Origin of the sequence: Halalkalibacterium ligniniphilum (assembly GCF_000334155.1) — a bacterium.
GTDB lineage: Bacteria > Bacillota > Bacilli > Bacillales > Bacillaceae_D > Halalkalibacterium > Halalkalibacterium ligniniphilum.
In genome coordinates this window covers 51,794-66,511 of the sequence record NZ_ANNK01000047.1, presented here as the reverse complement: position 1 = coordinate 66,511, position 14,718 = coordinate 51,794, and the positions used below count along the sequence as shown (strand labels likewise).

The 14,718-nt window shown below is 41.3% G+C and carries 17 protein-coding genes and 1 pseudogene; 5 read left to right on the top strand and 13 right to left on the bottom strand.

Annotated elements, in window-relative coordinates; translation table 11 throughout:
- Window positions 1-238 precede the first annotated feature (238 nt).
- From BLT_RS0104085 to BLT_RS0104075, 3 genes are read right to left on the bottom strand one after another with little or no spacing between them, the layout of a single operon-like run.
- Window positions 239-559 carry a thioredoxin family protein gene (locus tag BLT_RS0104085; RefSeq protein ID WP_017726537.1) on the bottom strand — a complete coding sequence of 107 codons (321 nt, stop codon included), beginning with the start codon at window positions 557-559 and terminating at the stop codon, window positions 239-241.
- Window positions 560-585: 26 nt separating this feature from the next.
- The gene (locus BLT_RS0104080; RefSeq protein ID WP_017726536.1) at window positions 586-1,596 is read right to left on the bottom strand and encodes a PTS transporter subunit IIC; all 1,011 of its coding nucleotides are present in this window, start codon (window positions 1,594-1,596) and stop codon (window positions 586-588) included.
- 15 nt (window positions 1,597-1,611) lie between these two features.
- Window positions 1,612-2,127 carry a hypothetical protein gene (locus BLT_RS0104075; RefSeq protein ID WP_017726535.1) on the bottom strand — a complete coding sequence of 172 codons (516 nt, stop codon included), beginning with the start codon at window positions 2,125-2,127 and terminating at the stop codon, window positions 1,612-1,614.
- A gap of 193 nt (window positions 2,128-2,320) precedes the next feature.
- On the opposite strand from BLT_RS0104075, the pseudogene BLT_RS21380 reads away from it, so the two are divergent.
- Window positions 2,321-2,660 (top strand): annotated as a pseudogene (locus BLT_RS21380) (YtoQ family protein).
- 229 nt (window positions 2,661-2,889) lie between these two features.
- On the opposite strand, the gene BLT_RS0104060 reads toward BLT_RS21380, so the two are convergent.
- Together BLT_RS0104060 and BLT_RS0104055 are read right to left on the bottom strand one after the other, a co-directional pair.
- Window positions 2,890-3,471, bottom strand: coding sequence for a DUF84 family protein (locus BLT_RS0104060; RefSeq protein ID WP_017726532.1), 582 nt, complete (start codon window positions 3,469-3,471; stop codon window positions 2,890-2,892).
- A 44-nt stretch (window positions 3,472-3,515) separates the two neighbouring features.
- Entirely contained in the window at window positions 3,516-4,589 is a 1,074-nt protein-coding gene (locus BLT_RS0104055; RefSeq protein WP_017726531.1) for a M42 family metallopeptidase, read from the bottom strand.
- Between the two features lie 167 nt (window positions 4,590-4,756).
- Between BLT_RS0104055 and BLT_RS0104050 the strand changes: the two genes are divergently transcribed.
- Window positions 4,757-5,065, top strand: a complete 309-nt coding sequence (locus BLT_RS0104050) for a PepSY domain-containing protein (RefSeq protein ID WP_017726530.1) — start codon at window positions 4,757-4,759, stop codon at window positions 5,063-5,065.
- Between the two features lie 302 nt (window positions 5,066-5,367).
- Here the strand turns inward: BLT_RS0104050 and trmB are convergent, their stop codons facing one another.
- Window positions 5,368-6,021 carry a tRNA (guanosine(46)-N7)-methyltransferase TrmB gene (gene trmB, locus BLT_RS0104045; RefSeq protein WP_017726529.1) on the bottom strand — a complete coding sequence of 218 codons (654 nt, stop codon included), beginning with the start codon at window positions 6,019-6,021 and terminating at the stop codon, window positions 5,368-5,370.
- A 165-nt stretch (window positions 6,022-6,186) separates the two neighbouring features.
- Here trmB and BLT_RS0104040 point away from each other — a divergent pair, with 165 nt between their 5' ends.
- Both BLT_RS0104040 and BLT_RS0104035 read left to right on the top strand, forming a co-directional pair.
- Window positions 6,187-6,519, top strand: a complete 333-nt coding sequence (locus BLT_RS0104040) for a hypothetical protein (protein ID WP_017726528.1) — start codon at window positions 6,187-6,189, stop codon at window positions 6,517-6,519.
- A 71-nt stretch (window positions 6,520-6,590) separates the two neighbouring features.
- Window positions 6,591-6,842, top strand: coding sequence for a YtzH-like family protein (locus BLT_RS0104035; protein ID WP_017726527.1), 252 nt, complete (start codon window positions 6,591-6,593; stop codon window positions 6,840-6,842).
- Between the two features lie 276 nt (window positions 6,843-7,118).
- On the opposite strand, the gene BLT_RS0104030 is transcribed toward BLT_RS0104035, so the two are convergent.
- Together BLT_RS0104030 and pulA are read right to left on the bottom strand one after the other, a co-directional pair.
- Entirely contained in the window at window positions 7,119-7,895 is a 777-nt protein-coding gene (locus BLT_RS0104030; RefSeq protein ID WP_017726526.1) for a phosphotransferase, read from the bottom strand.
- Between the two features lie 186 nt (window positions 7,896-8,081).
- Window positions 8,082-10,238 carry a type I pullulanase gene (gene pulA, locus BLT_RS0104025; RefSeq protein WP_017726525.1) on the bottom strand — a complete coding sequence of 719 codons (2,157 nt, stop codon included), beginning with the start codon at window positions 10,236-10,238 and terminating at the stop codon, window positions 8,082-8,084.
- Between the two features lie 191 nt (window positions 10,239-10,429).
- Here pulA and purU point away from each other — a divergent pair, with 191 nt between their 5' ends.
- The gene (gene purU / locus BLT_RS0104020; protein ID WP_017726524.1) at window positions 10,430-11,302 is read left to right on the top strand and encodes a formyltetrahydrofolate deformylase; all 873 of its coding nucleotides are present in this window, start codon (window positions 10,430-10,432) and stop codon (window positions 11,300-11,302) included.
- Window positions 11,303-11,386: 84 nt separating this feature from the next.
- On the opposite strand, the gene BLT_RS0104015 is transcribed toward purU, so the two are convergent.
- The 5 genes from BLT_RS0104015 to thpR all read right to left on the bottom strand — a co-directional run bounded on the left by BLT_RS0104015 (window position 11,387) and on the right by thpR (window position 14,639).
- Entirely contained in the window at window positions 11,387-11,704 is a 318-nt protein-coding gene (locus tag BLT_RS0104015) for a type II toxin-antitoxin system HicB family antitoxin (protein ID WP_017726523.1), read from the bottom strand.
- 96 nt (window positions 11,705-11,800) lie between these two features.
- Entirely contained in the window at window positions 11,801-12,781 is a 981-nt protein-coding gene (locus tag BLT_RS0104010; RefSeq protein ID WP_017726522.1) for a hypothetical protein, read from the bottom strand.
- Between the two features lie 232 nt (window positions 12,782-13,013).
- The gene (locus BLT_RS0104005; RefSeq protein ID WP_017726521.1) at window positions 13,014-13,706 is read right to left on the bottom strand and encodes an LrgB family protein; all 693 of its coding nucleotides are present in this window, start codon (window positions 13,704-13,706) and stop codon (window positions 13,014-13,016) included.
- Entirely contained in the window at window positions 13,703-14,068 is a 366-nt protein-coding gene (locus BLT_RS0104000; RefSeq protein ID WP_017726520.1) for a CidA/LrgA family protein, read from the bottom strand. The genes BLT_RS0104005 and BLT_RS0104000 overlap by 4 nt, the downstream gene beginning before the upstream one ends.
- Before the next feature lie 4 nt (window positions 14,069-14,072).
- The gene (gene thpR / locus BLT_RS21375) at window positions 14,073-14,639 is read right to left on the bottom strand and encodes an RNA 2',3'-cyclic phosphodiesterase (RefSeq protein ID WP_017726519.1); all 567 of its coding nucleotides are present in this window, start codon (window positions 14,637-14,639) and stop codon (window positions 14,073-14,075) included.
- Window positions 14,640-14,718: the final 79 nt, after the last annotated feature.

Sequence of the window (14,718 nt, the reverse complement as noted above, 5' to 3'; positions counted from 1 at the left end):
ATCCTTAGTTTAACATGTTCTTTTTATGCAACCAAACGGATAACGCTGCCGTCTCTCACAAAACTCTTGATGAACGAATGACCTTTTTACAGTACCCTGCATGAACGGATCGCCCTTCACACTTGGATGAAACTGAGGACCCTTTTAATGAAGGGATGTAAGCGACACGCTTCTAGCTTTGTCATTCTGTCCCTTTTCACAGAAAAAAAGAGCACCCGTTTTGGACGCTCTCTACCACTTATTTTGTCGCTGCGTTTGATAAAAACTGCTCAATTTCTTCTTTCGTCTTTCGGTCCTTACTGACAAATCGGTCCACCTCTTGTCCATTTTTGTAGACAAGAAAGCTCGGAATCCCAAAAACGTCTAATTCTCTACATAAATCAATAAATTCGTCACGATCGACGTAATAAAAAGTAAACTGTGGAAAAGCACTTTCGATTTCTGGCAAAACAGGTTCAATGACGCGGCAATCTGGACACCAGCCTGCAGAAAACATTAGGACAGCATCCTCTTCTTTCGTTACTTGCTGAAACTGCTCCATTGATTCTAAATTTTTCATTTTCACAACCGCATCCTTTCTCATCGTTATGATTGTTCAATTTTCATATCACCGAAGCGAATCCACCCTTTTTTCCGAAACCATTCAGAGAGGAGCAAACTGATGATTGCAGGGCCTAGGAAATGCAGAAGAAAAACAGACCATGCTACGTTCGCCGAGAACCCCATGTCAGTGAACGTCATGATTTGACCGACAAGGCCACTCGTTCCCATCCCTGCACCAGCAGGATTATTCGTCATCCCAAAGATGACTGTCGCAAATGGTGCTAAAATGATTCCTGCAACCGTCGGTGGAACTAAAATCAGGGGGTTTTTTATAATATTTGGTACTTGGAGCATGGACGTCCCAATTCCAATCGAAAGCAAGCCAGCCCAACGATTTTCTCGAAAGCTACTAACGGCAAATCCAATCATTTGAGCAGCACAACCGACCGTTGCTGCCCCAGCCGCAATGCCTTCAAGGCCAAGCATAAACGCAATCGCCGCGCTTGAAATCGGTGCAGTAAGAGCAAGCCCCATTAATGTTGCAACGACAATTCCCATTAATATGGGACGGAGCTCTGTTGCCCACATAATAATTTCACCAAAGCCTGTCATCCCTGTTTGAATGATTGGACCAATAAGGCTAGCGGTCAAAAAGCCAGTCATAATGGTCACAAAGGGTGTAACAATAATATCTACCTTTGTCTCTTGAGATGCAAGTTTTCCGACTTCTGTAGATAGAAGCGCAGCGACAAAGCTTCCAGCTGGTCCCCCAAGCTCGGCGCCGGCAGCCCCTGTGATGACCGCCGCAAAAAGGACGAGTCGAGGGGCATTCAGTCCATAGGCGACCGCCACTCCAATCGCCGCCCCATATAAACTCATCGCTAAAGCACCCACTTCAACGAATAAACCCCATTCAAATTGCTCACCGATTGTTTGAATAATTAATCCAATAATTAGGGAAGAAAAAAGTCCTAAAGCCATATAGCTTAGTGCTGTAATAAAATAGGTTCGCCCTGATAAGGACACTCCTTTTCTCTCAAGAAAGCTTTTCAATCTCGCTCCTCCTTCTTACGCTTCACTTGTATAATCAATGGAATGAATCATTTCTGTCATCGCCTCAACACTTGCCTCTAAATGTTGACGAGAAGTGATTGTCGTCACCTTTTTACCACCTATGCCGACAATAACCATCATCATCTCTTCTTCTTCCGGAACAATGGTTAAATAACCAACCACACCTTCTCGTTCTTCTACTTCAAAGCGAATCGCTTCTTCTTCATATTCACGGTCCCTCTCTAAATTGACCAAGCTATCATCCTGTTCAGAAGGATTAAAGAAAAGCACATACAATTGATTTTCTCTCTTCACTAAAACGTTATAATCAGATTCCTCTACCAATTCAAACCCTTGAGCCAAGGAAAATTCCATTTGCTCCGTTTTCGTATTTGCCTCTGCAGGCTCTGCGTCAAAGCTCTCATAAAACGTTGAAATTGCACTGTCTATTGCTTCTTCTGTCGATACGCTACATCCAGTAAAAATTAGCATCAAGCAGATAGCTAACAGCGCATGAAATGCCTTTCTCACCCTTTACACTCCCTTAAAATGTTTTCACTTATACAGTCTTGTCTATCATACTCGAATGCTTTACTACTGACAAGACACCTTTTTAGTTCATGCTATCCTTATTTTCAATTGGCTGATTATGGGTTAAAAAGTTTTATACTGATTAAAAGAGGTACATTAAAATAAAGAGGCTCAAGGAGGTCATAGGAATGGAATTGTATATGTATTAGCTGGAGAGATTCATAGTAACTGGCGTGAAGCATTAAAGCAGAAGGCAAAAGAGATGGGGCTCCCTTTAACTTTTTTAGGTCCGCTGGAGAACCACAACCGCTCAGATAGCATCGGCGAAGAAATTTTAGGAAAGCAACCAAATCATGTCCTAAAAGACGAAGCGGCTTAAACAAAGCAGATATTATTGTCGCATTCCTTGGAGAAAAGTACAAGCAATGGAATCGTGCCATGGATGCAGCAACGGCCTCCCTTTAAATAAGCCACTCATTCTCATTCGTGAATCCCTCCATCACCCATTAAAAGAACTGACAAATAAAGCCTAAGTCGTGGTTGAAACGCCAGAACAAGCCTTGAAAGCATTAGCGTACGTGTTTGAGGAATCGTGAAAAAAGAGGCTGGGACAAAAGAGTTTTTATTGATGAGAAATCCGGACGTCATGATCGTTGATGCATCGCCTTCGCTTCGGAAATATACTTCGCTTAGGTTGTGCATTGTCCGCATTTTTAATCATACACGTTCGTTATGCCCCAGCCTTTTACTGTAAAAATAGACTTAATGCTTTATTTCCTCTGCTCCATGATATAAATATTGCCCGTATAATAGCTCGACAATGTGGGCAAACATTTTTTTTCGAGTGATTCGTTCATTTGTAAAGATGCCGACAGCTCCCATTTTAACGCGGATGTCGCGATCATCCGTCAAGCGGGCCATAATGTCTCCAAGCTCTTCTCCGTTTCTAAGCGCTTCAGCTACATGGTGAGGAACTGGAATTTTTGCACCACTTGCCACCCATACATTTCCTTTTCGATTAACGAGAGCTCCCCAATTACAAAGCATCAATCCATAATCCGTTTCGCAAACACCGCCCTCTAATCCGATTCCTAGCGATATCTCTTTTGAATCCAAGCACGCTTTTGCTCGGTTGATCGCCCCTTTTAGCGTTTCTTCGTCTGAAAGAGGCTGCTTTGCCACCTCTGAAGGCACATCAAGGGACACAACCTTTATCGGCTCGCGAATAAGGATTTCTTGTACAGCATAAACTTTGGCTCGGTTTTTAGAACCTACGGCTAGCACGATCATTCGACCCACCCTTTGATTGAACGTTTCTTCTTCCCATTCGTCAAAAAAGTACACGATAACCTTTCCTTATTTTTAAAAATGGGGACCACTATCACGATTTACCCATTCTGATGAATCGCTTTTAACGTCGTTTCATCTGATGACTTTACAAGCTTCACAAGTAATTCCTTTGCTGCTGCATAATCATCAACATGAATAATGGATGCTGCGGTATGAATATAACGTGAGCAAATACCAATCACAGCTGAAGGAACGCCTTCATTTGTCGTATGGACTCTCCCAGCATCAGTTCCTCCTTGAGCAATAAAATACTGGTAAGGGATGTTGTTGCTCTCAGCAGTATCTAACACAAAGTCACGCATCCCTCGGTGTGTGATCATTGTTCGATCAAAAATTCGAAGCAAAGCGCCTTTTCCAAGCTGACCAAACGCATCCTTTCCTCCTGTTGCATCATTGGCAGGACTTGCATCCAAAGCAAAGAAAAGGTCTGGCTTGATCATTTGTGCGGCTGTCGCTGCTCCACGAAGTCCTACTTCCTCTTGTACAGTTGCCCCTGAATAAAGAATATTAGGAACAGCTTCATCCTTAAGCTCTTTTAGCAGTTCAATGGCAAGGCCTACACCATATCGGTTGTCCCATGCCTTCGCTAATATTTTTTTCTCATTTGCCATCGGTGTAAACGGACAAATCGGCACAATTTGTTGGCCAGGCTTTATCCCAATTTTTTTGGCGTCTTCCTGATCATCCGCACCAATGTCAATGTACATATGTTTCATTTCCATCGGTTTTGCACGTTGCGCCTCTTCTAGTAAATGTGGTGGCGTAGAGCCAATCACACCTATGACAGGTCCATTATCTGTTATAATTTGTACGCGCTGGGCAAGTAAAACTTGGCTCCACCATCCCCCTAATGCTTGAAAGCGGATCAAACCCTTCTCATTAATCGATGTGACCATAAAGCCAACTTCATCCATATGGCCTGCAACCATGACCCTTGGTCCGTCCTCATTACCGCGCTTCACACCAAAAATGCTTCCAAGTCGATCTTGAATGATTTCATCTGAATAGCGTTGGAGCTCACCACGAACAAATTTGCGAACATCGTGCTCAAATCCTGGAGCACCCTGTAGTTCCGTTAACGTTTTAAATAACTGAAGCGTTTCTTGATTCATGAACAAACTCCTTTCGTATAACGAATCGTTATGTACTCGTTTTATTCTATCGGACGTATGAACAAATTTCCATATCGCTTCTAAGCTTCGTTAAGCTTCCATTTGGAAATCCCTCTTTCGTTCGGTATAATAAGCTATAATTATACTTGAAAGGATGGCTGATAAAAATGGGAATAAAACGCTTTGCTTTAGGGGTTGGAATAGGACTTGCAGCAGGCTTGCTTCTTCAACCAACGGTTACATCAGATAAAATTTCGCCTGAACGTGCATTAAAGCTTGCCAAAAAGGCACTAGCACCGAAAATTGCCATTACGGGTTCTTGGATTCATATGCTTCCTGAAAAAATTGAACGAAACAATCTTGAATATACAGTCTACCGAGGCGGCATCTCATCCTCAACAGATGAGGGAACCGTCCAATATGAATTTCTTGTTGATATGAACAGTGGAGCCGTACTTGATTTACAAGCATCATAGGAAACGCGCAAGGCGCCGTCTAGATCGAGATAGCGCTTTGAAATAATATGCTTTTTAAAAATGGGGCTGGGACAAAAGAGTTTTTATTGATGAGAAATCCGAACATAATGATCTTGATGCATAGCAATCGCTTCGGAAATATACTTCGCTAAGGTTGTGCATTGTTCGCATTTTCAATCATACACGTTCGTTATGTCCCAGCCTCATTCTTATGATTTTAACTCATTTCCTTTCCCCCTTATCTTTTCCGCACCGCAAACCGGAGAAGGTAGGAGAATAGATACTGCTTCGTTCATCATCCATCACATTGATGAACGCCGAAAGACCGCTTCACAACGATAAATGCGCATGCCTTTCTTTGAGAACTTCTCTTCGTATTCAGTCATAATGTTCTCTTCTTGAAATTCACTTTGATGCAAATCTAAACTGACCTGATTCAAGATCATTCCATATTTCGAGAAGCTATGGAGAGAATACTCGAATAAGCCTTGGTTGTCCGTTTTAAAGTGAATTTCTCCATTAGGCTTAAGAATTTTCTCATATTTCCTCAAAAAATCTTCATATGTCAACCGTCGTTTTTCGTGACGTTTTTTTGGCCAAGGATCTGTAAAATTAATAAATAGCCGATCAACTTCCCCATGCTCAAAAAATTCTTCTACGTTATTGACATCCTCACTTAAGAATTTCACATTACGAAGACCTGCTTCTTTCACTCGTTGCATCGCTGTTAAAAGAACACTCTCGTAACGTTCAATCCCTAAAAAATTAATATGGGGATATTTTTTTCCCATCTCTGTTAAAAAACGTCCTTTTCCTGTTCCTACCTCTACATAAATGGGCTGATCCATTCCAAATAACTCTTTCCATTTCCCTTTATGCTCAGAAGGATTTGGAATGACAAGGGACGGTTGGTTTGCTAGCTCTTCTCTTGCCCAAGGTTTGTTTCGTAAACGCACGACGTCAACCACTCCTTTTTATCCTATCAACCATGTATTATAGCTTTTAACGCAGCGAAAGTATAGAACCGCACAAAAATCAAATTCATATTTTCATGATTAAAAAAATAACAATGAGGGTATAGAGTCTGTAAAACCATTTGAACTTTAGAGAGGATGGTTGTTATGGGGACACCAATGTTACCTGAAGCAAATGAACTAGCCAAAGTTCTTTATCATGTTCGAAAGACGAACAAAGCAACTCAAGCAGACTTTCAACACATGTATGCTCTTTATCAAATATTGCGCAAAGAATACGACATTGATCCAAACTTTCAAGGTACGTTAGATGAGCTTCAATTATTTTTCAAAGAAGGACAACAAGAAGAGCAGCATGAGGATTTTATTCCCTATTACGATTTGAACATCAAACGGTGGATTGAAGAGCTAACTTTACTTGGAAACGGCAGTAAAGCCGTAACGATTGACTATCAACAACGCAAAGGTCGAGAAATTTAACTTCCTTCATGAATAATCATTTTTCAGGAACACATCCTATAAGTAACCTGAACCAAAGGATGTGTGTGCTCATGCCGATCACTAACCGCGAAAAAGTGAGGCTTTTAAAAGACCTTTTGCAAAACCAAGCAACCGAGCAATATATGTCGTTAGATGAAGCGGCACAAATCGAAAGGATCACTTCATCCATTTTACAGGATCAAACATTGCCGATCGATTTACAACATACGATCCGATCCATTCAAACAAAACATACCCAAAATACGAGTCCTTTTTCAAATGACGACGTAGAACAATGGCTTTCTGTCTTAACAGAGCAATAACTCGACAGCTTCTTTAATCATTCCCCAGGAAATAGACCATTGAGCTTGTCATATTGCTGCGAAAAAAAGACGAAGCTCAATGGCAGGATAAAAAATCCCAAGTCCCTTGAGAAGCCCTTGTGAATATATTGCTAGGTTTTAGGCAGCGACTTAGACGCTGACGCAACCTCAAGGGGCTAGGCGCTGAGCTATATATCATCGAATTTATGCTTTCTTATCTTCAAGAAAATGGATAAACAAATCCCCTTTAAGTTGAGTTAAAGGGGATTTGTTTTCTTATAGGATTAACGAGTGTAAATAGTCTCTCCACGTATTCACTTCTTCCGTCTGTTCCCGCTCAATATGCCAAAGCATTACTGAAATGGTTTGAGACACTACATACCAGTGCATGCGTAGACGTAAGTTCTCATTCATTTCTAGCCCATAATTAGAAAGCCACTTTTCCCATTCAGACTCTGGAATATAAGAATAAAGTAATAGACCAATATCAAGAGCCGGGTCAGCGACGGTTGCTCCGTCCCAATCAATTAAATATAGATCGCCATTTTTACTTATAATCCAATTATTATGATTGATATCACAGTGACACACAACATAATGCTCTTGACTTACTTGATCACAATAAGCCTCAAGATACTGCATGGCACGTTCTACAACTGTATCCTCCTCTTCAAACAGATTCCGTTTCAAACTGTTTTGGAGGTCTTCAATAATGATTTTTGGGGTTAATGGTTCATTACCAATACGTTTAAACATATCCAGAAGTTCAACAGAATGATGAATTTTTGCCAATAATTGAGCAACATGGCCTTCTTTCATTTCAAACGCCTTGAGCTCTCTACCGTGAATCCAACGCTGCGCAGTAATCACATCTCCATTTTCAAGTCGCTTTGTCCATAATAATTTAGGAACAATACCTTCTGCTGAAAGTACAGCTAAAAACGGTGAAGAATTCCGCTTCAAAAAAAGCTTCTGCTCACCTTGTTCAGCAATATACGCCTCTCCTGTTGCACCTCCAGCAGGCTTTACCTGCCAGCCTTCACCTAATAACATGTTCAACCAATTCACCCTCAAACTCTAAGTCTTTCACCAGATCGATTACAGCCTATTCTTATAGTATAGCGTAAATTGTCCATATAACATATGAAAAATTTGCTCTCTTTTACTTAGCTTGACCAAAAGCAACATCTTCAACATGAAGAGAGTAGAGCTGCAAACGGCAACTCTACTCGTCTACGTCTAGCGTTGACCCAAAACCATTGACGAACGTTTTGGTACGATAAGTCGTTCTTTGTCGAATGTATATAATGGTATCAAACCCGATCTTTCTTCGTCAACGACAACCTCCCATTCTCCTTGTTTTGGCAGTTTTATTTCAACGACCTCAGCATTTCCGTTATGAATGACAGCAATATCTTTCCACACTCCCCATTCCCTAACATCTGCCAAATGATAGGCAATACTTGCTGAAGGTGCTTCAAGCGTTCGAAAATGCCTATCTATTACAGCAAATGATGGCAGTCGAAATGCACCATGCCCTTTTCGAAGTTCAATTAATCCTTTGATAAAATTCACATTTTGTTCATAGACAGCTCTTCTCCCCCAATCCACTTGATTGACCCAATCAGGAGAACAATAGCTATTTTCTACCCCGTATTTCGTTCGAAAAAACTCCTGTCCCGCGTGTAAAAATGGAATACCTTGTGAAAGCAGAACAATGGAAGTGGCTAATCGATGTCTTTCCATAAGTACTCGGACATCTGCCGAATCACTCAAAAAATTTAGTTTGTCCCAAAGCGTGTGATTGTCATGAGATTCAACATAATTAATCGCCTGCCGTGGAAATGCATACTGATTTGGATTCCCTTTGATCCCTGTTAATACAGCCTGCTTCAATTTATCATTGCCCGCACAAAACCCAGCGGCCTTTAATTCAAACGTACTTCCTTTTAAACTATCTCGCAGGCCGTCATGAAAGAAGCCGATTTTATCTAAAACTTTTGCTTGTGCACTTGTGGCTTTCTTGCTTTGGTCAAGAGGTGTGGGCAGATCCCATCCTTCGCCCAATAATAAAAGAGAAGGATTTATTTTTAAAAGAAGTGTCTGAAGGGTTTTCATCGTCTCCACATCGATAATCCCCATTAGGTCAAAGCGGAACCCATCAACTCGATACTCTTTTGCCCAATAGGTCACACAATCACAAATGAATTTTCGCACCATTGCCCGTTCAGAAGCAAGATCATTTCCAACCCCTGTTCCATTTCCTAATGTTCCATCAGGATTGTAACGAAAAAAGTAGCCCGGTACAATTTTTTCAAAATGAGAGGTTTCACGGACGTAAACGTGATTATACACCACATCTAGAATGACTCGAATGTTCTTCTCATGAAACCTAGCAATCATTTTTTTTAACTCACAGATTCGTGTGCCCTTTTCGTATGGATCTGAAGCATAGCTCCCTTCTGGCGAAAAATAATGGATGACATCGTATCCCCAATTGTACTCAGCTAGATGGTTCGATTCATCAACACTGCCGAAATCAGCAAGGGGAAGGAGCTCCACATGTGTAATGCCTAACTCCTCAAGATAGGCAAGGCCTGTTGACAGCTGTTTTGGGCCGACTGTTTTTTCCTCCACTAATCCAAGATATTTGCCTTTATTTTTTACTCCGCTACGTTTATCGATGCTGAAGTCCCGGACATGGAGCTCGTAAATAATACTATCCTCTACCTTCATGATTGAAGGGGTTACCCAAACGTCTGGATTGGTTTTCTTTAGATCTACAATCATGCCTTTATCCCCATTGATCGATACTGACTTTGCATATGGATCAACCGCTTCTGTCCATTCTCCATTTACCTTCACTCGGTACAAATAACACACTCCATCAAGGTCACCCTGTATCGTCGCACTCCATGTTCCTCGCTCGCAGCGCTCCATGGCATACATTTGCTCGTCTTCATCGTACCAAGTTTGAAATAGAAGCAATTTCACCTCTACGGCCGTTGGAGCCCATAACTTAAACATTGTCTCTTCCTGCGTGTATGTAGCTCCTAAATCGTCCCCTTCATAATAAAATTGCTGATCGAATGAATCAGTCCGGACAACCTCCGTTGCATGGATGCAGTAAGACGTCCTCTCTTGTTCATGATAAATTGTATATTCTTTGCCAAAAGAGATGGGCTCATTGAGTGTAATAAGATAAAATAAACGATTATTTTCTTTTTCACTTTTAATCGAGCGAACTTGCACCAAATGTTGGTCTTGATACACCGTTACTTGCGGTATCTCTCCACCTTCGCTTGCCGATTTACATGTAAATCGAATCACGTACTCCGTCATAAACTCGGCTGAATAAAAAATTGAATTGACAGGTCTAGTCTCCTTTTGCTTCAATGGTGTAAGCCCCCTTCCAATGGGAAAGCGATTTATGTACTATTTATTGTATTGTGAGCGGAAAAACTCGTGTTTAGTAATCGCTTAAATTTTGATGTTTTTCTTGAGCAGCAATCCATACTAAATGAGTGGTTTTGTTGAAATGCATCAATCATGCTTTAGTGGAAAACAAAAGGAACGGAGGAAACAATGTGAACCAAGAAAGACCATCTTATCGTGCTCGTTTGCTCATTTCCTGCCATGACCGTGCTGGAATTGTAGCATCCGTATCTTCTTTTTTGCATGAGCACGGTGCGAATATTGTACAATCTGACCAATACTCAACCGATCCTGAGGGCGGTCGCTTTTTTATGCGGATCGAGTTTGATATTAAAGGATTACCAGAAGTGTTCGACAAAGTTAAAGAGGATTTTCAATCGGTCGCTTCAGAATATGAAATGGACTGGAGAATGGAACGTGAAGAACGACTCAAACGAATGGCAATATTCGTTTCGAAGGAAGATCATTGCTTGTTAGAAATCTTGTGGCAATGGCGCTCCAAAGAAATTCACGCTGAAATTCCTTTAGTCATTAGCAACCACCCTGATTTAAAAGAGATTGTGGAGAGCTACGGAATCCCATTTTACCATATACCCGTTTCAAAGGAGACAAAAGCTTCTGCAGAACAAAAGCAGACAGAGCTTTTAAAAGCTCACAAGATTGATGTCATCGTGTTAGCTCGCTACATGCAAATTTTATCTCCTACATTTGTTGAAACATTTGAAAAACAAATTATTAATATTCATCATTCATTTTTACCAGCATTTATCGGAGCTAACCCATACGCAAAAGCCTTTCAGCGCGGTGTAAAGCTTATTGGGGCGACAGCTCACTATGTCACAGATGACCTTGATGAAGGTCCAATTATTGAGCAAGATGTATTTCGCGTAAACCACCGTTTCACAACAGAGCAGCTCCGTGTCGTCGGTAAAAATGTCGAGCGTGAGGTTCTCGCCCGTGCCGTTAAATGGCATATTGACGACAAAATCATCGTATACGGCAATAAAACCGTTGTTTTTTCATAACAAAAACACAAGATGTCAGCAGCTCGAGTCGTTGGCGCCTGCTTCATAAAAAAAATCGATCCTCGTGGCGTGGGATCGATTTTTTTAATTTAACTTTTTTAATTCTTGGTTAATATATTCAAAATCCTCAACCGTCATCGGAGGGTCAAGAAAAATAAGCTGGGCACCTGAAGGAATTTCAGGCAATGCAGATTCACCATATTGACGAATCCATAAATGAAGAGCTTCATATAATCCATGCTTTGCATCACCGATCGTATTTCCATAACTAATACAGCCATCGAGCTCTTCAATTTCAATCATATATTCGAAGCCCCCACTCCAATTAAAGTGGCGGGCAACTCGCCACGTAAAATCATCAGGCTCAACAAGTAACCCTCCTACACCCTCTGCTTCTCTCATTCAATCAAGTCCCCTTGTCTTAACAATTATCTCTTTTTAATAACATCCGAATCCTATTATTCAATAAGCCTTACTCATTATACTGGCTTTCCTGCACTAATTCAATGGGTTCTCACGATCAGCACCACTCGATTCCTCATCTGCTTCCTCCCTGCTTGAAGCGACAATATGACAATGCTTTAAGAGAGCTTGGGCAGTAAGCACTTGGTCTTTCTTTAAAGGGGATGGATGCCGCTGTAACTTCTCATGCCACGCTTGGAAGTTTCGTTTGTCAACAAAATCGACCTTTGCTCCCTGCACTTTGTTATCAATCACACTCATTGGAGCTAATACAACTTTACGAATCGGGAACGACAAATTTGCATCTTTCATTAACTGGGAAACAACTCCCGTCATATGTCCAAGACTAACAAACGGACTGAGGCGCTTTTTCCTTGTTTTATCGACATACTCAATCCAAAAACGCTCTGACGTTGCTTCGAAAACACTATGCTCTTGACCTTCAAGAATCGTAATACAAGAAAGCTCCGTCGGACTAATAAGCATAATTTCAAGTTCAATCGGCGCATTCTTAATGAAAAACACGGGCTTATACATTAAAAAATAATTATCTGGTAGCCTAAGAGCAAAAAAACGTAACCATTCATCATATTGATAGCGAGGATGAAGAGTTGATACATCGACCAATGATGAACTTGCCCAGCGAAGCTGAGATTGAAAAATCTCTTCAAGAAAATGCTCGCGAAGTGCTTCCAGTGTTGGTGGGAGGTTCGCCTCGCTGCTCGTTTCCTTCACAACAAGATCCGCTTCTCTTTCAAACGGAGACGTTCTTTTTTGATAAAATGCGCGAACACGGTTTAATGCTTGAGAAAAGATATTTGATTGCTCCTCAAACCAGTCATCCTCTACCTCATCATTCATTTGATGCTCACGCTTATTTTCAACCTGTTGCTGTTGCCATTGGGACTTAACATAGTACCAGCGTTCTCTTTTCATTCTCGTAAACTGGCTCGGGTATCGATTCATATCGTATTGATAGCGTGATGAATAATCTTCAAGTTTTATTAAATGGGCCACCTTTTTCCCTCCAGCTTTCTTCAAATCGCATAGCGTTCTTCTTATCTTTTCTATGATGGAAAAGGGGACACTGCTTCAGTGCAAGCTGATAAAACGTTGAAGCACTTCCGTTTTCCCCGCAGGACATCATTGAAATGGTGCACAGAATGACCTGATGAACTTGTTTTCATCCGTGTGGGAAGAGGGTGCTGCTCATACAGGTTTCTGTTATCCTTATTAAACGTTGCCTTGTCTACGATTGCAAGATAAAAACGAGAGCAGGCGCCAAAATGGAAACAATAATGGCACTTAACGTCATCGCAATGGAACTAGCTGCCCCTTCCTTCTCACTGTTCTCCAAAGCCTTGGCCGTTCCGACGGCGTGAGAGGCTGTGCCCATCCCAATTCCTTTGCCAAGCGTATGGGTGATCTTGCACCAGCGAAAGACAGTTGGTGCTAGAAGGACACCGCCAATTCCTGCAATAATAACGAAAAGGGCTGCAAATGGGGGGTTTCCATTTAGATACGCCGTCACATCCATCGCAACAGGGGTCGTCACTGATTTTGGAACAATCGAATGGACGAGCTCTTGTTCCACACCGAGCCAGCTAGCAAGCCAGAATCCTGAAATTACACCGACAATGGAACCTATCATCACACCAGTAAGGATAGAGAAAAAATACTTCTTTAATAAAGACATTTGCCGGTACAAAGGATAAGCAAGTGCCACAACTGCAGGCCCCAATAATTCTTCAATCCACCGTCCTCCAGCTTCATAGACTTCATAAGGAATTCGAAATAGGAGAAGGAACGAAATAATAAAAATCGTGCCAATTAATAGTGGTAGTGTCAATGGATGGGGAAAACGCATATGCACAAACCGCGCCCCCATGTATACAAGGACGGTAAAAGCAATACTCGCAATCGAAAGGAAAAGCTCTATCATGACTTTTGCTCCTTTTTTACCGCCATCCATTGCGTTAACAAACCAGACACTGCCATGACCATGATTGTACTAAAAAGTGTGATAACAATTAGCAACAGTTCTTTTCCTAAGAAAATCTGTGGATATTGCATTACACCAACAATGACAGGTAAAAACAACATTGGCATGTATTTCAGCAGCACCTGTGTTCCTTGCTCCACAAATTCAACAGGCATGATTTTCGTTATGAATAATAGCAACAGCAAAAACAAACCAATAATACTTCCTGGTATAAAGAGAGCGAAGGTTTCTTGAATCCATGCTCCCATCCGATAAAATCCATATAGAATACAAATGTGAAAGGTAATACGAATGAGATTCATTATGTTATTCCCCCTTTTGCTGAAAAGAAAAACGCTCTACGATTTCATAAGAAGGAATTTTGTCTACATTCGTACGGTACAATACGAACTCATTGACCTCCCATGTTAAAGAAGAGAGAGGTTGTAGCAATGCCTGAACCTCCGCAAAAGAACGCGCGTCAGACCAGCGCTTGGCCAACGTAATATGAGGACGATACGGGCGTTTTTCCACCGTCATCCCTACGTCTAAACAGATTTGTTGAACCTCACCTTGAAGCTCTGCAAGTCGATTTGATTGTTCCACCCCAAGCCAAAAAATACGTGGTTTCTCCTGCTGTCCAAAGAAAGAAAAGTGATTGGTTGTCAATGAAAAGGGGTTCTTGCTTAAGATTAGAGACTGACACTTGTCCACAAGTTCTTGATATTGATTTTCCTCCATAGCTCCCAGAAAAACCAGTGTAATATGTAAATCTTCAGGATGTAGCCATTTTTTAAATGACCGATAAAACGGTATTTCTTGAGCTTTACTTGCAATATTTTCTTTTAGATTTTTTGGTAAAGGCAGTGCCAAAAAGAAATGTGGTTGTCGCATGATGTTCACCTACTTAAAAAATTTACAAATCTCGTTTCAATCCTTACTTCGTCACAAACGTTCGATAAGCCTGATCACT